This is a genomic window from Enterobacter sp. RHBSTW-00994 (assembly GCF_013782625.1).
In the GTDB taxonomy this organism is placed as follows: domain Bacteria; phylum Pseudomonadota; class Gammaproteobacteria; order Enterobacterales; family Enterobacteriaceae; genus Enterobacter.
In genome coordinates, this window is sequence record NZ_CP056199.1 from 2,718,200 (window position 1) to 2,737,767 (window position 19,568).

General features: G+C 52.3%; 20 protein-coding genes. 8 read left to right on the forward strand and 12 right to left on the reverse strand.

Annotated features, from left to right (window positions below; all coding sequences use genetic code 11):
- Positions 1-11: 11 nt before the first annotated feature.
- Both dadX and HV346_RS13050 read right to left on the reverse strand, forming a co-directional pair.
- Complete coding sequence (dadX, locus tag HV346_RS13045) at positions 12-1,082, reverse strand: catabolic alanine racemase DadX (protein WP_181619763.1); 1,071 nt, start codon at positions 1,080-1,082, stop codon at positions 12-14.
- Positions 1,083-1,094: 12 nt separating this feature from the next.
- On the reverse strand, positions 1,095-2,393 hold the full coding sequence (locus HV346_RS13050) for a D-amino acid dehydrogenase (protein ID WP_181619764.1): 1,299 nt from the start codon (positions 2,391-2,393) through the stop codon (positions 1,095-1,097).
- 322 nt (positions 2,394-2,715) lie between these two features.
- Here HV346_RS13050 and HV346_RS13055 point away from each other — a divergent pair, with 322 nt between their 5' ends.
- Entirely contained in the window at positions 2,716-4,248 is a 1,533-nt protein-coding gene (locus tag HV346_RS13055; protein WP_181619765.1) for a SpoVR family protein, read from the forward strand.
- A gap of 51 nt (positions 4,249-4,299) precedes the next feature.
- On the opposite strand, the gene fadR is transcribed toward HV346_RS13055, so the two are convergent.
- Positions 4,300-5,019, reverse strand: coding sequence for a fatty acid metabolism transcriptional regulator FadR (fadR, locus tag HV346_RS13060; RefSeq protein WP_181619766.1), 720 nt, complete (start codon positions 5,017-5,019; stop codon positions 4,300-4,302).
- 198 nt (positions 5,020-5,217) lie between these two features.
- Here fadR and nhaB point away from each other — a divergent pair, with 198 nt between their 5' ends.
- Positions 5,218-6,756 (forward strand): sodium/proton antiporter NhaB, encoded by a 1,539-nt coding sequence (nhaB, locus tag HV346_RS13065; RefSeq protein WP_181619767.1) that lies wholly within the window; start codon positions 5,218-5,220, stop codon positions 6,754-6,756.
- A gap of 144 nt (positions 6,757-6,900) precedes the next feature.
- Positions 6,901-7,431 carry a disulfide bond formation protein DsbB gene (gene dsbB / locus HV346_RS13070; protein ID WP_181619768.1) on the forward strand — a complete coding sequence of 177 codons (531 nt, stop codon included), beginning with the start codon at positions 6,901-6,903 and terminating at the stop codon, positions 7,429-7,431.
- Positions 7,432-7,556: 125 nt separating this feature from the next.
- Here dsbB and HV346_RS13075 read toward each other — a convergent pair whose 3' ends face one another.
- From HV346_RS13075 to HV346_RS13085, 3 genes are all read right to left on the reverse strand, one after another.
- The gene (locus HV346_RS13075) at positions 7,557-7,997 is read right to left on the reverse strand and encodes a YcgN family cysteine cluster protein (protein WP_181619769.1); all 441 of its coding nucleotides are present in this window, start codon (positions 7,995-7,997) and stop codon (positions 7,557-7,559) included.
- A 94-nt stretch (positions 7,998-8,091) separates the two neighbouring features.
- Complete coding sequence (locus HV346_RS13080) at positions 8,092-8,751, reverse strand: fumarylacetoacetate hydrolase family protein (RefSeq protein ID WP_181619770.1); 660 nt, start codon at positions 8,749-8,751, stop codon at positions 8,092-8,094.
- A gap of 47 nt (positions 8,752-8,798) precedes the next feature.
- Entirely contained in the window at positions 8,799-9,074 is a 276-nt protein-coding gene (locus HV346_RS13085; protein ID WP_181619771.1) for a YcgL domain-containing protein, read from the reverse strand.
- A 124-nt stretch (positions 9,075-9,198) separates the two neighbouring features.
- Between HV346_RS13085 and minC the strand changes: the two genes are divergently transcribed.
- The 3 genes from minC to minE are packed head-to-tail and all read left to right on the forward strand — an operon-like array spanning position 9,199 to position 11,015.
- Positions 9,199-9,906: a septum site-determining protein MinC gene (minC, locus tag HV346_RS13090; RefSeq protein ID WP_181619772.1), complete on the forward strand. Its 708-nt coding sequence runs from the start codon at positions 9,199-9,201 to the stop codon at positions 9,904-9,906.
- A gap of 23 nt (positions 9,907-9,929) precedes the next feature.
- Entirely contained in the window at positions 9,930-10,742 is an 813-nt protein-coding gene (gene minD / locus HV346_RS13095; RefSeq protein WP_181619773.1) for a septum site-determining protein MinD, read from the forward strand.
- 3 nt (positions 10,743-10,745) lie between these two features.
- Positions 10,746-11,015 (forward strand): cell division topological specificity factor MinE, encoded by a 270-nt coding sequence (gene minE, locus HV346_RS13100; RefSeq protein ID WP_181619774.1) that lies wholly within the window; start codon positions 10,746-10,748, stop codon positions 11,013-11,015.
- Between the two features lie 84 nt (positions 11,016-11,099).
- On the opposite strand, the gene rnd is transcribed toward minE, so the two are convergent.
- From rnd to HV346_RS13125, 5 genes are all read right to left on the reverse strand, one after another.
- Positions 11,100-12,227, reverse strand: coding sequence for a ribonuclease D (rnd, locus tag HV346_RS13105; RefSeq protein ID WP_181623776.1), 1,128 nt, complete (start codon positions 12,225-12,227; stop codon positions 11,100-11,102).
- Between the two features lie 71 nt (positions 12,228-12,298).
- Positions 12,299-13,984, reverse strand: a complete 1,686-nt coding sequence (gene fadD / locus HV346_RS13110; RefSeq protein ID WP_181619775.1) for a long-chain-fatty-acid--CoA ligase FadD — start codon at positions 13,982-13,984, stop codon at positions 12,299-12,301.
- Between the two features lie 203 nt (positions 13,985-14,187).
- Positions 14,188-14,769 (reverse strand): Slp family lipoprotein, encoded by a 582-nt coding sequence (locus HV346_RS13115; protein WP_181619776.1) that lies wholly within the window; start codon positions 14,767-14,769, stop codon positions 14,188-14,190.
- A 37-nt stretch (positions 14,770-14,806) separates the two neighbouring features.
- Positions 14,807-15,502 (reverse strand): tRNA (adenosine(37)-N6)-threonylcarbamoyltransferase complex dimerization subunit type 1 TsaB, encoded by a 696-nt coding sequence (tsaB, locus tag HV346_RS13120; RefSeq protein WP_181619777.1) that lies wholly within the window; start codon positions 15,500-15,502, stop codon positions 14,807-14,809.
- 66 nt (positions 15,503-15,568) lie between these two features.
- Complete coding sequence (locus tag HV346_RS13125; RefSeq protein WP_181619778.1) at positions 15,569-17,479, reverse strand: ATP-dependent DNA helicase; 1,911 nt, start codon at positions 17,477-17,479, stop codon at positions 15,569-15,571.
- A 132-nt stretch (positions 17,480-17,611) separates the two neighbouring features.
- Between HV346_RS13125 and HV346_RS13130 the strand changes: the two genes are divergently transcribed.
- Entirely contained in the window at positions 17,612-17,956 is a 345-nt protein-coding gene (locus tag HV346_RS13130; protein ID WP_181619779.1) for a RidA family protein, read from the forward strand.
- Between the two features lie 6 nt (positions 17,957-17,962).
- On the opposite strand, the gene HV346_RS13135 is transcribed toward HV346_RS13130, so the two are convergent.
- On the reverse strand, positions 17,963-18,148 hold the full coding sequence (locus HV346_RS13135; protein WP_181619780.1) for a YoaH family protein: 186 nt from the start codon (positions 18,146-18,148) through the stop codon (positions 17,963-17,965).
- 61 nt (positions 18,149-18,209) lie between these two features.
- Here HV346_RS13135 and pabB point away from each other — a divergent pair, with 61 nt between their 5' ends.
- Positions 18,210-19,568 (forward strand): aminodeoxychorismate synthase component 1, encoded by a 1,359-nt coding sequence (gene pabB / locus HV346_RS13140; protein WP_181619781.1) that lies wholly within the window; start codon positions 18,210-18,212, stop codon positions 19,566-19,568.

Here is a 19,568-nt window from a genome sequence, read left to right on the forward strand (position 1 = left end):
CAATATTGACGTTACATCGTCACAACTGGAACACGTGGTGCTAAAGCGCACATCAGTTCATACCCTACCGTACCCGCCGCTGAAGCCACATCGTCAATTTTCACTTCGTTGCCCCACAGCTCCACGGGCGAGCCAATCCCTGCCTGCGGACAGGGCGTTAAATCCACCGCCATCATGTCCATGGAGATAGTCCCTACCGTGCCTGTACGTACGCCATCGACCCACACAGGCGTTCCCGTCGGCGCGAGCCGTGGATAGCCGTCTGCATATCCCCCGGCAACAATCCCGATGCGCTGCTCGCCTGTTGCACGATAGCGACTCCCATAGCCCACAGTGTCTCCCGCCTTCAGCGTTTGCACACCGATGATCTCACTGCGCAGGGTCATCACCGGCTTCAGGCCGCTGTTGGCAACGTCCTGCCACTGGCCTGAGGGGGATGCACCGTAAAGAATGATACCCGGACGCACCCAGTGATAGTGCGCTTCAGGATGCCAGAGCGTCGCGGCGGAGTTGGACAGCGAGCGTGGACAGTCCAGCCCTTCTGCCGCCTGTTCAATACGCGTCATTGCATCATTAATCCCGTCCGGTTTTTCCGCGTCTGCGAAGTGCGCCATCAGCGTCATTTCACTGACATTTTGCAGAGCCCGAAGTTGTTTCCAGACCGTATGTACGCGCTCAGGCTGGAAGCCCAGGCGGTTCATCCCACTGTTCACCTTGACGTAGATGTCGAGAGGCGCCTGCAATTTGGCGTTTTGCAGCGCTTTGATTTGCCAGTTGCTGTGCACGCTGGTGGTTAAACGGTACTTATCCAGTAACGGTAAGTCATCCGCATGGAAGAACCCTTCGAGCAGGAGAATCGGCCCTTTCCAGCCGCGTTCGCGCAGCAAGATAGCTTCTTCAAGATTCAGTAACGCAAAACCATCGGTAGCATTCAGCGCACTCCAGATACGATCGATACCATGGCCGTAGGCGTTGGCCTTCACGACCGACCACACACGTGAGCCTGGCGCAGCGCGGCGAACAATCTGCAGGTTATCCCTGAGGGCCTTCAGATCCAACTGAGCCAGAATAGGACGGGACATGACGACTCCTTGTTAATTATGTGCGCCGTGCAGGTGTTGCGGGCGTGATGGGGTATACCCCGAACGATAGCGTGCAGCGCATAAATCATCAAATGGGATGGCAGGCGTACGGCCGGAAATCAGATCGCTCAACAACTGGCCAGATCCACAAGCCATTGTCCAGCCCAGCGTGCCGTGTCCGGTGTTGGTCCATAAATTCTTAAATGGCGTGCGGCCGACAATCGGTGTGCCGTCAGGTGTCATCGGACGCAGTCCGGTCCAGAATGTGGCCTGTTCGATAAAACCACCACGGGGGAAGAGATCGCCGACAACCATTTCCAGCGTTTCACGACGCGGTTGTAGCAGCTCAGTGTTAAAGCCCACGATTTCCGCCATACCGCCCACACGAATGCGGTTATCAAAGCGGGTGATCGCAATTTTGTAGGTTTCATCCAGAATGGTGGAGACCGGTGCGCCGCTCTCTTCTTTCACCGGAAGTGTGAGGGAGTAGCCTTTCAGGGGGTAAACCGGGATATCCAGAAGACCTTTCAACATCGCAGTAGAGTAGGAACCGAATGCCATCACATAGGCGTCAGCTTTGATCACCTCATCGCCACACTTCACACCGTAGATGTTTTCACCTTCCGCGAGCAGCTTATCAACGGAAGTGTTGTAGCGGAATTTTACACCCACCTGCTCACACATCTTCGCCAGACGCTGAGTGAAAAGCTGGCAATCGCCCGTCTCATCATTCGGCAAACGCAACCCTCCCGTCAGCTTATGTGCTACTTCAGCCAGCGCCGGTTCAACCTGCGCCAGCCTGCTGGCCTCAAGCAGCTGATAAGGGACGCCAGCGTCTTCGAGTACAGCGATATCGCGAGTGGCGTTTTCAAACTGCTGTTCAGTACGGAATAGCTGCAATGTACCGCCCTGCCGGCCTTCATACTCGATACCGGTTGTGGCGCGCAACGCTTTCAGACAGTCGCGGCTGTATTCCGCCAGGCGGACCATACGCCCTTTATTTTCCATGTAGTGCCGGGTGTCGCAGTTGCGCAGCATCTGCCACATCCATTTGAGCTGGAACTGCGTGCCGTCGAGACTTATCGCCAGCGGTGCATGGCGCTGGAACATCCATTTAATCGCCTTCAGCGGGACACCCGGTGCAGCCCAGGGTGCAGCATACCCCGGAGAGATCTGCCCGGCATTTGCCGCACTGGTTTCCAGTGCTGCACCTGGCTCACGATCGATAACCGTCACCTCGTGCCCGGCCTGACTTAAGTACCAGGCGCTGGTGACACCCACGACGCCACTTCCCAGTATGACAACACGCATAGTCGCTCCATTATGTGCAAAAGAACAATCTTCTAATTACAGATTGATAACCTAGTTGAAAATATTATTCAACATACGACTTTTTTATGGTGACTTATCTCACATCTCCCCTTTCCTGTGGGCTCAGGGCATATTTGGTATCTCCTGCTGTGCGTTATTTTTAACCAGCACAAAATCCTGTTACACCCCTGCCTTTTACCGTTTCAAAAAAGCGAAATCGCAAAGAAAAAATTTCTGCACCAACACGCTTTTCAATGCGTTGTTCTATGCTTGAAAAGAGGCTCTCCAGACAGAGAGGGCTAACAACAATGAGGGCGCGCTAATGGCTACAATTGATTCCATGAATAAGGACAGCACACGTCTGAGCGATGGACCCGACTGGACGTTTGAGTTACTGGATGTCTATCTGGCTGAAATTGACCGGGTAGCGAAGCTCTATCGACTGGATACTTATCCTCATCAGATTGAAGTGATTACCTCGGAGCAAATGATGGATGCCTATTCCAGCGTTGGGATGCCCATCAATTATCCGCACTGGTCGTTTGGCAAAAAATTCATCGAGACAGAACGGCTGTACAAGCATGGTCAGCAAGGCCTGGCGTATGAAATCGTTATCAATTCCAACCCCTGCATTGCCTATCTGATGGAAGAGAACACCATTACCATGCAGGCGCTGGTCATGGCGCATGCCTGCTATGGACATAACTCCTTTTTCAAAAATAACTACCTTTTCCGTAGCTGGACGGACGCCAGTTCTATTGTCGATTACCTGATTTTTGCCCGTAAATACATCACCGAATGCGAAGAACGTTTTGGTGTGGATGAGGTGGAAAAACTACTCGACTCCTGCCACGCCCTGATGAACTATGGCGTTGACCGCTACAAACGTCCGCAAAAAATCTCCTTGCAGGAGGAGAAAGCGCGACAAAAAAGCCGTGAGGAGTATCTTCAGAGCCAGGTGAATATGCTGTGGCGTACGTTACCAAAACGTGAGGAAGAGAAAACCATTGCGGAGGCACGTCGTTATCCGTCTGAGCCTCAGGAAAACTTGCTCTACTTTATGGAGAAAAACGCCCCGTTGCTGGAACCGTGGCAGCGTGAAATCCTGCGCATCGTGCGCAAAGTGAGCCAGTATTTCTACCCGCAAAAACAGACCCAGGTGATGAACGAAGGCTGGGCGACATTCTGGCATTACACCATCCTTAACCATCTGTACGATGAAGGAAAAGTGACCGAGCGCTTCATGCTCGAGTTTTTGCACAGCCATACCAACGTGGTCTTCCAGCCGCCGTACAACAGCCCCTGGTACAGCGGGATTAACCCGTATGCGCTGGGATTTGCCATGTTCCAGGATATCAAACGGATCTGTCAGTCTCCCACCGAAGAAGACCGCTACTGGTTCCCGGACATTGCCGGTTCTGACTGGCTGGAGACGTTGCACTTCGCCATGCGCGATTTCAAAGATGAAAGCTTCATCAGCCAGTTTATGTCGCCGAAAATTATGCGTGACTTCCGGTTCTTCACCGTGCTGGACGATGACCGCAATAACTATCTGGAAATTTCAGCCATCCACAACGAAGAAGGGTATCGGGAGATCCGCTCTCGCCTCTCTTCTCAGTACAACCTGAGTAACCTTGAACCAAACATTCAGGTCTGGAATGTGGATTTACGCGGTGACCGCTCTCTGACGCTACGTTATATCCCGCATAACCGCGCGCCGCTGGATAAAGGACGTAAAGAGGTGCTGAAGCATGTGCATCGTCTTTGGGGTTTTGACGTTTTGCTGGAGCAGCAGAATGAAGACGGAAGCGTCGAATTACTGGACCGTTGCCCTGCACGGTTAAACGCTCTGTAATTCAACGTTGCAGTCGCAATAAAAAACCTCTCAGTTGAGAGGTTTTTTACGTTATCGGCCCTGAATAACCAAGTCACCCGGCAACGATTTCTGCATCCGATGCCAGATCTCTCCGCTGTCATGGCCGTACCGGCGAACCGTTTCATAAACCTGATCGTGCAGACCTTCAGTACAGAGCTCACTCAGTTTGTGATAGAAACCGAGCGCCAGGCTGCGGGCTTCCGGATTCGCAAAATAGTGACGACCAATTCGGGTATACAACCCTTTCATGCCATTCAGAATCAGGCCATAAATTGGGTTACCAGAAGCAAACGCCAGACCACGGAACACATTGTAATCCAGCGTTGCAAACGCATCTGCATGATCGTCTACCGCTTTGGCACTGGCCAACACTTCAAGAGCATGGTCGGGGTGCTGGCGGAATGCCGTACGAATAAAGATCGTCGCGATATTGGTACGCACGGACAGGAGGTTATCGATCAGCTGCGGCACGCTTTCATGATCGAGGCGTGCCAGTGTTTCGAGGATATTCAGCCCCGAGGTTTCCCAGAAGTTGTTCACTTTCGTCGGCTTGCCGTGCTGGATCGTCAGCCATCCATCACGCGCCAGACGCTGAAGCACTTCTCGTAACGTGGTGCGGGTGACGCCAATCAGTTCAGAAAGTTCGCGTTCAGCTGGTAAAATGGTTCCCGGAGGAAAACGGTTATTCCAGATGCTTTCAATGATGTACTCTTCCGCGAAACCCGCTGGGCTCTGCGCCTTAATGACCATAGTGAGATTTCCATTACACAGCTTTAGCTAATGGACTCATCATACCAGAGGGACGCAGAGGCAGATAGCACAGCAAACCGAGAAAAGAGGGATCGCTGTTTCATTTTTATCAAATACTCAACACGCTGTAACAACCCTTCCCACCTTCTTTTTGCGTATACTGATGTTTTGTCTGGTTAGACGGGAAGGACATCTGTCGTGGAAATTTCTTATAGTCGCGCACTGTGGCGCAATTTTTTAGGCCAGTCGCCTGACTGGTACAAACTCACCCTTCTCATTTTCCTGGTGATCAACCCCATTATTTTTTGGATTGATCCCTTTATCGCAGGCTGGTTGCTGGTCGTGGAGTTTATTTTCACGCTGGCAATGGCGCTTAAATGTTATCCGCTACTTTCTGGTGGCATGCTGGCCATCGAAGCCGTCGTGATTGGCATGACCCACGCAGAACATGTCAAACAAGAGATAGCGGCAAACCTGGAAGTCCTCCTGCTGTTGATGTTCATGGTGGCCGGGATCTACTTTATGAAGCAGTTGCTGCTGTTTATTTTCACCCGGCTACTGTTGAGTATTCCGTCCAAAACGGTGTTATCACTCGCCTTTTGTCTTGCTGCCGCTTTTCTTTCTGCCTTCCTGGACGCCTTAACGGTTGTTGCCGTCGTGATTAGCGTTGCCGTCGGGTTTTACGGCATTTATCACCGTGTGGCCTCTTCCCGTCCCAGTGACGATCTCCAGGATGATAGCCATGTAGATAAGCACAATCGCGAGGTTCTGGAACAGTTCCGCGCATTCTTGCGTAGCCTGATGATGCATGCAGGTGTCGGAACGGCTCTCGGCGGCGTAATGACCATGGTTGGGGAGCCTCAAAATCTGATCATTGCCAAGGCGGCTGGCTGGAACTTCGGCGAGTTTTTCCTGCGTATGGCGCCGGTCAGTTTACCGGTTCTCTTATGCGGATTATTGACCTGCTTCCTTCTTGAGAAATTCAGGGGATTTGGCTACGGCGCACAACTTCCGGAAGCTGTACGTCAAGAGTTGCATAAATTTGATGTACAAAGCCGTAGCCTGCGAACACGCCAGGAAACGTTGCGACTGGTGGCTCAGGGCATCATCGGCATCTGGCTGATCGCCGCACTGGCCTTTCATCTTGCTGAGGTTGGGCTCATCGGGCTTTCGGTGATTATTCTGGCAACCACTTTTACCGGTATTACCGATGAACATGCCATCGGCAAAGCCTTCACAGAAGCCTTACCCTTCACCGCTCTGCTGGTGGTGTTTTTTGCCATTGTCGCAGTAATTATCGATCAGCAGCTGTTTTCTCCTATTATTGCCTTCGTGTTGCGAGCAGACCCGGATGCCCAACTATCGCTCTTTTATCTGTTCAATGGATTATTGTCGTCTATCTCCGATAACGTCTTTGTCGGGACGGTCTATATCAATGAGGCAAAAGCCGCTATGGAGCATGGGATAATCAGTGCAGGTCAATTCGAACTGCTGGCCGTCGCCATTAATACCGGAACCAATCTGCCCTCCGTTGCCACCCCGAATGGGCAAGCGGCATTTCTGTTTTTGTTAACGTCGGCGCTTGCACCACTCATACGACTTTCTTATGGCCGGATGGTGTGGATGGCTCTGCCCTATACCCTGGTGCTCACTCTCGTCGGATTGCTATGCGTCAAATTTACCCTCATTCCCTATACGCATTGGCTGATGCAAATAGGTATACTGGCGACGCAGTAAAGCAATGCAACCGGGCAGTTCACTGCCCGGTTTGACTTTTCGCATTATAAACATCCAATTACGCTTTATTTCGCCAAGACCAGGTGGCGCAAGTAGTGAATTCGTTTACACTGCGCTTTCTAAGCATGTTCCAGGGAAATGATTATGTTGAGATTTTTAAACCAGTGCTCCCGCGGTCGCGGAGCGTGGTTGTTAATGGCACTGACCGCCTTCGCACTGGAGATGGTGGCGCTGTGGTTCCAGCATGTAATGTTGCTGAAGCCTTGTGTGCTGTGTATTTATGAACGTTGCGCGCTTTTCGGCATTATGGGCGCAGGGCTGGTGGGTGCGATCGCACCAAAATCACCCCTTCGCTATGCCGGTATCGCTATCTGGCTTTACAGCGCATGGAAAGGCATCGAGCTGTCCTGGCAGCACACCATGATGCAGTTACACCCGTCGCCATTTATGACCTGTGATTTTGCCGCCCGCTTCCCAAGCTGGCTACCACTGGATAAATGGCTGCCTCAGGTGTTTGTCGCATCCGGTGACTGCTCTGTTCGCCAGTGGGAATTCCTGACACTGGAGATGCCGCAATGGCTGGTAGGCATTTTCGTTGCTTATTTCGTCGTGGCATTACTGGTGCTGATTGCCCAGCCGTTTAAACCGAAAAAACGTGATTTGTTTGGCAGGTAAAAACAAAACGGCAACTTCGGTTGCCGTTTTTAGTCTTTGCGCCCTCTCCCATGGGAGAAGATTGGGGTGAGGGCATCAGGCGACACACCCCGAAATAAAAAAACCGCCGAGGCGGTTTTTTTATTTCATCGATTGGGGTGATTCATAATGTGATCTTCCCAGTCCCGGACCTCAGACTCTTTCACCGCAATATGCCGCACAGAGATACGCTCACCGTGCATCGCCGCTTTTGAGCCCGTCAGCAGAGGATGCCAGTCCGGCAGACCTTTCCCTTCGGCCAGCAGGCGATAAGCACAGGTATGCGGTAACCATTCAAAGGTCGGCAAATTATCACGGGTGAGTTTGATGCAGTCGGGTTCGTACTCAAAACGACGTTCATAGTTGCGACACTGACACGTTTTGATGTTCAGCTGCTTGCACGCAACGTTAGTGAAATAAATTTCGTCAGAATCTTCATCCATCAGCTTATGCAGGCAACACTGCCCACAACCATCACATAACGATTCCCACTCCACGTCGGTCATTTCGTCGAGCGTTTTGCTTTGCCAGAAAGGGATTTCGTTCATCAGGATGTCCACACGTCAAAGAGAAAGCGCACCTTATAACGAGTCTGACTCATTGATGCAAGCTTTGCCGCCTTTCTGAGGCGGCAAGATGCTTTTACAGGACGCGGGTTTTCAGTGAAAGCGCGTTAAAACTCACTTCCAGTTCATCGCCACTTTGCAGCGGCCCCACGCCTTCTGGTGTGCCGGTCAGAATCACATCGCCGGGTTTAAGGGTAAAGAAACGGCTCATGTATGCAATCAACGGTACAATCTTGTGGATCATGTCCGCCGTCGTCCCTTGCTGGCGGAACTCTCCGTTGACCTTCAGGCTGAGCGGCGTGTCCTGCGGGTCACCCGTAAACTCACCAACGGGAACAAAACCGGAGATCGGACATGAATTATCAAACCCTTTCGCTTTTTCCCAGGGCTGACCCGCTTTCTTCATTTTGCCCTGAACATCTCGCAGGGTCAGATCCAGTGCGACACCGTATCCGGCAATGGCTTTAAGGACGTGCTCTTCGGAGGCCTGACGCAGGGTCGCGCCAATCAGTACAGCAAGCTCCACTTCATGGTGAACCGAACCCAGCCCTTGCGGAAGGGCCAGAGGTTGACGAATGTCGCAGAGCGCCGTTTCCGGTTTAATAAACAATACCGGTTCTTCTGGCGTCGCACTGCCCATTTCCTGAATGTGCTTCGCATAATTGCTGCCTACACAGACAACTTTGCTGACGGGATAATCCAGTAATGCACCTTGCCAGTTATGATGTTGATACATTTACGTCCCCTAAACGGTTGATATGTTGTGCCCGAAAATGACCGGGACTATTTCTTTCCGTTCACCTCAAGATGCTGTTTTAATAAATTCTCGGGTGGCGGTGGAAGCTGCAAATAATAACCTTGCTCGGCTAATGCCGTTTTTACTTTTTCCAGATCGGCATTCACCAGTTTTTTACGCCCATCCAGCGGTAACAGCATCGCCAGCTGCGGTCGACCAAAACCTTTCATTAATTCTTCAGGCACACGAGAAAAATCGTCTTTCTTTTCGACATAAAGGTAGGTCTGGTCGCGGCTTGTACTTCTGTAGATCACACAAAACATGTTTTTACTCTGAATTAATGGGTGGTTGCTTGCCTCAATATACTCCTGACTATAACATGCCTGATACTCTTCGGAATATCGTAACGGCTACGTTGCGGTTAATAGCAAATTGAGTAAGGCCAGGATGTCAAACACGCCCATCGAGCTTAAAGGCAGTAGCTTCACCTTATCAGTGGTTCATTTGCATGATGCAAAACCCGAGGTTATTCGTCAGGCGTTAGAAGACAAAATCGCTCAGGCCCCCGCCTTCCTGAAACACGCCCCCGTCGTCGTCAATGTCAGCGGTCTGGATGCGCCGGTTAACTGGCTGCGTCTCCAGCAGGCTGTCGCATCAACGGGACTGCGTATCGTGGGAATTAGCGGCTGCAAAGATGCGGAGCTGAAAGCAGAGATTGATCGTGCCGGGCTGCCGATTCTGACCGAGGGTAAGGAAAAAACCTCACGTCCGGCTCCTGTCGCATCTCAGCCCCCTCCAGCACCTGTGCAAAACGTTACACCAATCACAAAAACACGATTGATTGATGTGCCGGTCCGTTCCGGTCAGCGTATTTATGCACCAAACTGTGATCTGATTGTTACAAACCACGTCAGTGCTGGCGCAGAACTGATTGCAGATGGCAACATTCACGTCTACGGTATGATGCGTGGGCGTGCACTTGCCGGTGCGGGTGGTGACCGGGATGCGCAAATTTTTTGTACTCACCTGACGGCGGAACTGGTTTCCATCGCAGGAGAATATTGGCTGAGCGATAAGATCCCAGCCGAATTTTATGGCAAAGCGGCTCGCCTGCGATTAGCAGACGATGCTTTGACTGTTCAACCGTTGAATTGATCCCTTTTTAACAAGGAATTTCTATGGCACGCATTATTGTTGTGACTTCGGGTAAAGGAGGCGTTGGCAAGACCACCTCCAGCGCGGCCATCGCTACTGGTTTGGCCCAGAAGGGAAAGAAAACGGTCGTTATCGATTTCGATATCGGCCTGCGTAACCTGGACCTGATCATGGGTTGTGAGCGCCGCGTAGTGTATGACTTCGTTAATGTCATTCAGGGCGATGCCACACTGAACCAGGCGCTGATTAAAGATAAGCGCACCGAAAATCTCTTTATTCTACCTGCCTCACAGACGCGCGATAAAGATGCTCTGACCCGCGAAGGCGTGGAGAAGGTACTCGACGAACTGAAGAAGATGGAGTTCGACTTTGTAGTCTGCGACTCCCCTGCCGGTATCGAAACCGGGGCGCTGATGGCGCTCTACTTCGCCGATGAAGCCATTATTACCACCAACCCTGAAGTATCGTCCGTACGTGACTCTGACCGAATTCTGGGTATTCTCGCCTCTAAATCCCGTCGTGCGGAAAATGGCGAAGACCCAATTAAAGAGCACCTTCTGCTGACACGTTACAATCCTGGACGCGTCAACAAAGGTGACATGCTGAGCATGGAAGACGTACTGGAGATCCTGCGCATCAAACTGGTGGGCGTGATCCCGGAAGATCAATCCGTGTTACGTGCGTCCAACCAGGGCGAGCCTGTGATCCTTGATACCCTGGCCGATGCGGGTAAAGCGTATGCCGATACCGTAGATCGCCTGCTGGGAGAAGAACGTCCTTTCCGCTTCATTGAAGAAGAGAAGAAAGGTTTCCTCAAACGCCTGTTCGGAGGATAAGTTATGGCATTACTGGACTTTTTTCTCTCGCGGAAAAAGAACACCGCCAACATCGCAAAAGAAAGACTGCAGATCATTGTTGCAGAGCGCCGTCGTAGTGACGCCGAGCCACAATATTTGCCGCAACTGCGCAAAGATATTCTGGAAGTCATCTGTAAATACGTACAGATTGACCCGGAAATGGTTACGGTTCAGCTTGAGCAGAAAGACGGGGATATCTCGATTCTGGAACTCAACGTGACGTTACCTGAAGCGGAAGAGTCACGTCCGTAAACTGTAGTCGTAGTCTTGTCACTCCGGGAAGCAAAGCCTACCGGGGATATGCCGGGCGGAATAATACTGCCCGGCCTGTTTTTATTATCGCGGATAAGCTTCCAACAGCGTTTTAAGACGATCGGCCATCAATTCCCCGCGCCAACCCGCCATCAACTCCGGTAATCCATTTTGCAACTTCAGCTTCCAGTGCCAGTTTAATAACTGATTGATCTGACGACGTGATGCCAGCAATTCAGCACCCAGTTTGCTCTCCGTAGCCACGTCCTGCACCAGCGCTTTAATGTCTTTAAAGGCTTTACGATAGCCAGGCATATCCATCAGATTTTGTAGCGGCTCCGGCAGTTCATCATCCGGGGTTTGCTGGGCTTTCGCCACCAGAGCAAGCAGCGTTTTGCCGTGGAAACGAATTTCACTGCCTGAAAGACCAATACTATCGAGTTCTCCCATGCTGCCTGGCATATAACGTGCAACGGCCCAGAGATGCTCTTCTCTCACCACAAAGTTCACGGCAAGATCGCGCTCGCGAGCTTTACGAAGACGCCAGTCCGCCAAAAGTTGCAGACACGCAAGCTGACGCGTACGCAGTTGCCATGCATTGCTGATATCGCGCCAGGCCTCTTTCGGATCGACCACTTCCTGCCGACGCTGCTGTGTCATACGGCACTCATCCAGCGCTGCGGGAAGCCAGCCTGAGGCTTCCGCTTCTTTCATCAGTTGGCCGGCAATCGGCAACAGATAAAACACATCTGCAGCGGCATAATCCAGCTGACGTTCCGTCAGCGGACGCGCCAGCCAGTCGGTACGAGATTCACTCTTGTCCAGCGTCAGGCCGGTGTACTCTTCCACCATGGCCGCAAATCCCCATGAGAGTGGACGGTTACTGAACGCGGCAAGGATCTGCGTATCAATCAAGGGAGATGGCATGATGCCAAAAGTATTGAGAAACACTTCCAGATCTTCACTGCCCGCGTGCAGATATTTCGTGACGGTAGTGTCAAGCAGCAACGAGCGCATCGGCTCCCAGTCAGTAATGCTCAGTGGGTCGATCAGCGACACGTGTTTGCCGTCGTACATCTGGATCAGACCTAACTGCGGATAATAGGTCCGGGTGCGGACAAATTCGGTATCCAGGGCGATGGCAGGAAAGTCGCGCGTAACCTCGCACAGCGAAGCCAGCTCATCATTGGTCGTGATCATCTGGTAATTCAAAACGGTTTCTCTTTTGTTTGCGCCCATAAAAAACGCCGGCTTAACCGGCGTCATGGCGATTAGCGTGAAGCTCAGGCCTTATTGTCCACTTTGGCACGGGCTTCGTCACGTAATTCTCGTCGTAATATCTTTCCGACATTTGATTTTGGCAGTTCATCGCGGAATTCAACCAGCTTCGGTACTTTGTAACCCGTAAGCTGTCTGCGACAGAATGTCACCAGTTCTTCTTCCGTCAGCGAAGGATCTTTCTTAACGACGAAAATTTTCACCGCCTCACCGCTACTACCAGAAGGAACACCGACCGCGGCGACTTCCTGCACGCCATTGTGCTGCATCACCACATCTTCAATTTCATTAGGGTAGACGTTGAAGCCGGAGACGAGAATCATGTCTTTTTTACGATCAACAATACGTAAGAAGCCCTCATCATCCATCACGGCGATATCACCGGTATGTAACCAGCCGTCCTTAATGATCTCATCAGTGGCATCAGGACGTTGCCAGTAGCCAAGCATCACCTGAGGACCTTTGACACAGAGCTCACCCGGTTCACCTGGCGCGACTTCATTATCGTCATCATCCACCAGCTTTGCTTCCGTTGAGGGCACTGGCAGACCAATACTGCCACTGTGGTAATCGATATCATGCGGATTCACACTCACCAGCGGAGCACACTCCGTCAGACCATAGCCTTCCAGCAGGTATTGTCCGGTCAGTTTCACCCAACGTTCCGCAACAGCCTGCTGAACAGGCATACCGCCCCCCGCAGAGAGATGCAGCGTGGAAAAATCAAGCTGCTGGAACTCTTTGTTGTTAAGCAGCGCGTTGAACAAGGTATTAACCCCGGTCATCGCGGTAAATGGATACTTCGCCAGCTCTTTGACGAGGCCCGGAATATCACGCGGGTTGGTGATTAACAGGTTTTGGCCGCCCAGTTCGATGAACAACAGACAGTTCATGGTTAACGCAAAGATGTGGTAGAGCGGAAGCGCTGTAACAACCAGTTCTTTGCCTCTGTGCAGTAACGGCCCATAGGTTGCGTTAACTTGTTCAAGATTCGCCAGCATGTTGCGATGGGTAAGCATCGCGCCTTTCGCGACCCCTGTCGTTCCGCCCGTGTATTGCAAAAATGCCAGATCGCCCGGCACAACCTCGGGTTTAACATACTGCAAACGGTAACCGTTATGCAGCGCACGACGGAACGAAATAGCATCAGGCAGGTGATATTTGGGAACCAAACGTTTGACGTATTTGACGACAAAGTTCACCAGCGTGCCTTTGGCTGTGGACAATTGATCGCCCATTCGCGTCAGAATAACGTGCTTAACCTGGGTCTTATCGACGATTTTTTCGAGCGTATGCGCAAAGTTGGAGACAATGACGATTGCCGCTGCGCCACTGTCGTTTAGCTGATGTTCCAGTTCACGCGGGGTGTACAGGGGGTTAACGTTAACCACGATCATTCCGGCACGCAAAATACCAAACAGAGCCACCGGGTATTGCAGCAGGTTTGGCATCATCAACGCGACACGGTCGCCCTTCTGTAGCCCTAACCCCTGCTGGAGATATGCGGCAAACGCACGGCTACGTTCCTCTAGTTTACGGAACGTCATCACCTCGCCCATATTCACGAATGCAGGTTGATCCGCATAACGTGCTACTGAATTTTCAAATAATTCAACCAGGGATTGATAACGGTCAGGATCGATCTCCGCAGGAACATCTGCGGGATAACGGTTAAGCCAAACCTTTTTCAATGCATCACCTCTGAAATGAGTGTTCGTCGTCATCACAACCCCGATAATAAACAGCTTGTTAACATTATATTAACTCAGCGTACCAGTTTATTAATTGTTCAGATTTAAGGTTGCGAAGCGCGTCACTCTTTTTTTTCGTTTTATCCGTAAAAAAACAGAGACAGCGGCTGAGCCGCTGTCTCTTTCCTATGAATAACAGTAAGTTACTCTGTTACGATCGTTTGAACTTGCGCGGGACCGGGGTTATACCAGCCCCATCCACCGTAACCATAGCGATAAGGGTGTGGACCCCACATCCATGGATCCATCGGCTGTGGAGGCATGACAACTTGCTGGGCAATCCGCCAGCGTTTGTAACCGTTCACTTGCATGGTCATAAATTTATACGGCGTGCTGCCGATTTTACCTTGAACCGTTCCGGTAATCGGCCCTACAACCGTAACCAGTTGTCCCCGGAAATCAACCGGGTCAAGGAAACCGCTGACGTCGGCATAGATACGCCCACGCGAGGCTTCGCCCAGTACAGGTCGAGCACCGCTATCCAGTGGGACGGTGGCGATCTCCAGACGGGTTTTCCCCTGCTGGTTTACGACCTCAACCACCTTGCCACCAAAGCGCGCTTCCTGACCCACATACAGTTCCGGCGCGTTCATCACACGTACCAGGTCCTGCTGCGGCGTCGGGCTTGATCCTTTTATCGCGTCAGGAACGGTAACACATCCGCTCAATGCTATGGCAACAACGCCTGCCATAAAAAGGCGTACAACTTTAGTCTGAACCGCCATGATGCGACTCCTTTTTCTCAGTTCCTGTTACTGAGATTCACTCCCGGCCAGGAAGTTTCTTCCACGCCACGTTGTTTCGCAAATAAACCGGCTCAGCGTGTTCAACTGCAACGGTTTTTCCGGCCGTAAACAACTGACAGGCAACAGGTAGCATATCTTCAGCAGCGGGCAGCAGCATGTTGCCATCGACCAGCGTCAACCCAGTGTCGTTTGCCATCTCAGGCCATGCCGGCCAGCCGGTTCCCACCGTCGCCCAGACACCTGAAAGCTGTTTCAGTCTTTCCGTTACTGCTTCAGGTTTAAGTACGGCTTCGGTCTCTTCACCCTGCCACACGCCTTGCTCATTACGGGTGTATTCGGCCCAGTAAACTTCGCCCATGCGTGCATCAATTGCCGCCAGCACATGTGTTGCCCCTGTTTTTCGCCATGCCCCTTGCGCCATCGTCATCAGAGTGGAGACCCCAATCATTGGCAGATCTGCGCCCAGAGCTAAGCCCTGCGCAATACCGATGCCAATGCGGACCCCGGTAAAACTTCCGGGGCCACGGCCATAGGCCAGTGCATCAAGGTGGGTTAAGGCCGTATTGCCCTGGGCGAGGATCTCTTTTACCAGAGGCAAAATACGTTGTGTATGTTCCCGTGGACATTCTTCGAAATGAGCACAGATAGCACCGTCGTTCCACAGGGCAACAGAACAGGCCTCTGTGGCGGTATCAATAGCCAGAATTCGCATGCGTCGTCGCGCTCTCGCAGTGGTCAGTCACAAAATGGCGCGCATTTTAGCACACCTCAGGGCAAATTACTCCGCCGTTGGGTTCGCCAGAAAACGGACAGCGCGATTAATATCCCGCGTTCGTGGGGCTGGCGGCAGGCTTGCCAGAAAGGTCGCACCATAAGGACGCATCACCAGACGGTTGTCGCAGATAACCAACACGCCACGATCGTCCACATCACGAATCAGGCGTCCCACGCCCTGTTTGAGGGTGATCACTGCATCAGGCAACTGCACATCGTCGAAGGGATCGCCCCCACGCAAGCGACAATCTTCCATGCGCGCCTTCAACAACGGATCGTCCGGCGAGGTGAACGGGAGTTTATCGATGATGACCAACGATAGCGTATCGCCCCGAACGTCAACCCCCTCCCAAAAACTGCTTGTCGCTACCAGCAGCGCATTACCAGCCTGAACAAATTGCTGCAACAGCTGACCTTTGCTGGTTTCCCCCTGAAGCAGCACCGGCAATGTCATCGTTGCCCGGAACTGTTCTGCCAGGTCACGCATCATGGCGTGCGAGGTGCAAAGCATAAAGCAGCGTCCATTGTTGGCCTCGATCATCGGCTTAAGCATGGCGGCCAAATGACGTGCAGCGCCCGGCTGGTTAGGAAGCGGCAGATTGCGGGGAACACAGAGTAACGCCTGTTTTTCGTAATCGAACGGACTGGGCAATAACAGAGATTCTGCCTGTTCAATGCCCAGACGCTCAGTAAAGTGATGCAGATCGTCATTGACCGATAAGGTGGCGGAGGTAAATATCCAGCTGCCTGGTTTTTGCGCCATCACCTCTTTGAATTTATCTGCGACCGTCAGCGGGGTGAGTGCCAGCGTGAAATGACGCGAAGTACATTCGTACCAGTAGCTGAAACCCGGCTGGTTGACCTCTTTCAGGCGCTTCAACCGCGTGCGGTAGAGCGTAGCGCGTTCAAAAGCGGCATCCAGAAGTGCAGAGCGCCCAAGCGACAGTTTTGCCACGTCGTAACACAGTTCAAGGGCATCATCCAGTAACAGCAACGCACGCTGAATATTGCTGTCAGCCAGTAATTCACGCAGATTACCGCGATACCCTGGCTCGCCGAGTTGCAGGCGGAAATCCTGCGCACTTTGCGCCAGGCGATCGGCACATTTTTGCAACTGTTGGGTATCTTTCAGCTCTGTACGATAGGCAATGGTGAAATCTTTCGCCAGATCCTGAAGCTGACGACTGGAGAGAGACTGGCCGAAATACTGGCTGGCGATATCCGGTAGCTGATGGGCTTCATCGAAAATCATGACCTCCGCTTCAGGAATAAGCTCACCGAAACCGCTGTCTTTGACCACCATATCGGCCAGGAACAGATGATGGTTAACGACCACCACATCTGCATCCATCGCGGTTTTACGCGCTTTCACGACAAAACAGTCTTTATACAGAGGGCAGTCGCTGCCAAGGCAGTTATCGTTGGTGCTCGTGACCAGTGGCCAGGCCTGAGAATCTTCGGCAACGCTTGCGCAGGTGCTGATATCTCCGTCGAGGGTCTGATTCGCCCACGCCCGCAGAATGATGACATCACTCAGCGTTTGTACAGGCAAGTCACCGCCAGCCAGGGCCTGCGCCTCAAGACGCTCCAGACACAAATAATTTGAGCGTCCTTTCAAAAGCGCCAGACGTCCTTTGTATTTCAGTGCTTTTGCTACCGTAGGTAAATCGCGGCTATAGAGCTGATCCTGCAGAGCTTTTGACCCCGTGGAGATGATCACTTTCTTTTTCGCGCGCAGCGCCGGAGCCAGGTAAGCATAGGTTTTCCCCGTACCGGTTCCCGCCTCTACCACTAACGGTTGTGTATTTTCGATGGCGCGTGCAACGGCGTGCGCCATATGGCGCTGAGGCTCACGCGGCTTAAAGCCGGAAATAGCCTGTGCTAACTGACCATCTGATGAAAAATCGTCTGCCACGGTGCTCTCTCACTGTATTTTTGCACAGGGATTATGTCAGTCTGCCCTCGCCTGTGCCACCCCAAATAGTGACGAGGAAGAAACAATATGGCAGTCTTGCCGCCTGAAACGAAAAATAACGAGGAAACGTTTATGACAATTGTGCGCATTGATGCCGAAGCCCGCTGGTCTGATGTCGTCATCCATAACCAGACGCTCTACTACACCGGCGTGCCAGAAAATCTGGATGCAGAGGCCTTTGAACAGACAGCCAATACGCTGGCACAAATTGATGCCGTGCTGGAGAAGCAAGGCAGTGACAAATCACGCATTCTCGATGCCACCATTTTCCTCGCCAATAAAGAGGATTTTGCAGCAATGAACAGGGCCTGGGATGCCTGGGTTGTGGCGGGTCACGCGCCTGTACGATGTACCGTACAGGCCGCGCTGATGAAGGCAGAATACAAAGTGGAAATTAAGATCATCGCAGCTGTGTAAGCGCGATTACTCTTCTTCTTCATCATCCTCGAAACGCGCCACAATCCGCTCTCCGGTATGCGTGGCGCGAAGTTCTTCAGCTACCTGTGAAATCGCCTGTCCGCTGCTCATTCCCTGGGACATCAGCTCCTGAATTCGCTCGACGGCTTTCTGCTGTTGTTCGTGGCTAAGAGAAGGTAAACCTGCAAACATTGTCAACTCCTGCTAAATTATTTGCGCTAATTATTCCACGCTGCCCGGTTGTTTGCCACACATGAAGACGTTATCCCCTGCAGTCATGACTTTGCCGTGGCGTTCTGACGCCGCTGAATTCTGGTTTACGCACCTGAGCCATCTCCCTTGGGCGATGTTGTTACATTCAGGCCATGCTGACCACCCGTACAGTCGCTTTGATATCCTGGTCGCCGACCCAGTGGGTACGCTGGTCACGCAGGGTAAGACGACCACGGTATCATTCGGTGAATCCCGGACCGCCACTGAGGACCCACTCACATTGTTGCAACAGGCGCTGGATTCACTGGCTTTACCAGTCTTGCCCGACGCGGACCTGCCCTTTCAGGGCGGTGCACTGGGACTATTTGGCTACGATTTAGGCCGGCGTTTTGAAACGCTACCAGCACTCGCAACGGATGATATTTCCCTGCCAGATTTGGCCGTCGGGCTGTACACCTGGGCGCTGATTGTCGATCACCAGAAACAGGTGGTCTCACTGCTCAGCCACGATGATGTCAATGCCAGACTGGCCTGGCTTGAGGCACAACAATCCCCTGAGTCTGAAACATTTCGCCTGACATCCACCTGGCACTCAAACATGACCAGGCAAGAGTACGCCGAAAAATTCGCCAGGGTTCAGGCGTATCTGCAAAGCGGTGACTGTTATCAGGTCAACCTCGCTCAACGTTTTCAGGCGACTTATGAGGGCGATGAGTGGCAAGCCTTTATGCACCTCAATGTCAATAATCGCGCGCCGTTCAGTGCATTTTTGCGCCTTGAACAGGGAGCCATTCTGAGCCTGTCACCAGAGCGGTTTATCCATCTTGCCAACGGTGCAATTCAGACGCGCCCCATTAAAGGGACGCTGCCCCGGCTGACCGATCCTGAAGCTGACCATCAGCAGGCAGAGAGACTGGCTGCCTCGTCAAAGGATCGCGCAGAGAATCTGATGATTGTCGATCTCATGCGTAACGATATTGGACGCGTCGCTGAACCAGGCAGTGTCCGTGTTCCTGAACTGTTCGTTGTTGAACCCTTCCCTGCCGTTCATCATCTGGTCAGTACCATTACCGCACACCTGCCGGACTCACGCACAGCCTGCGATCTGTTGCGGGCCGCATTCCCTGGGGGATCAATCACCGGTGCGCCAAAAGTGCGCGCCATGGCGATTATCGACGAACTCGAACCTCACCGCCGTAATGCCTGGTGCGGCAGTATTGGCTATCTGAGTCTGTGTGGGACGATGGACACCAGCATTACGATCCGCACCCTGACAGCCTGCAAGGGACAACTTTATTGCTCAGCAGGCGGCGGAATTGTGGCGGATAGTGAAGTGGACGCGGAATATCAGGAAACCTTTGATAAGGTGAACCGCATATTGCATCAACTGGAGAATTAA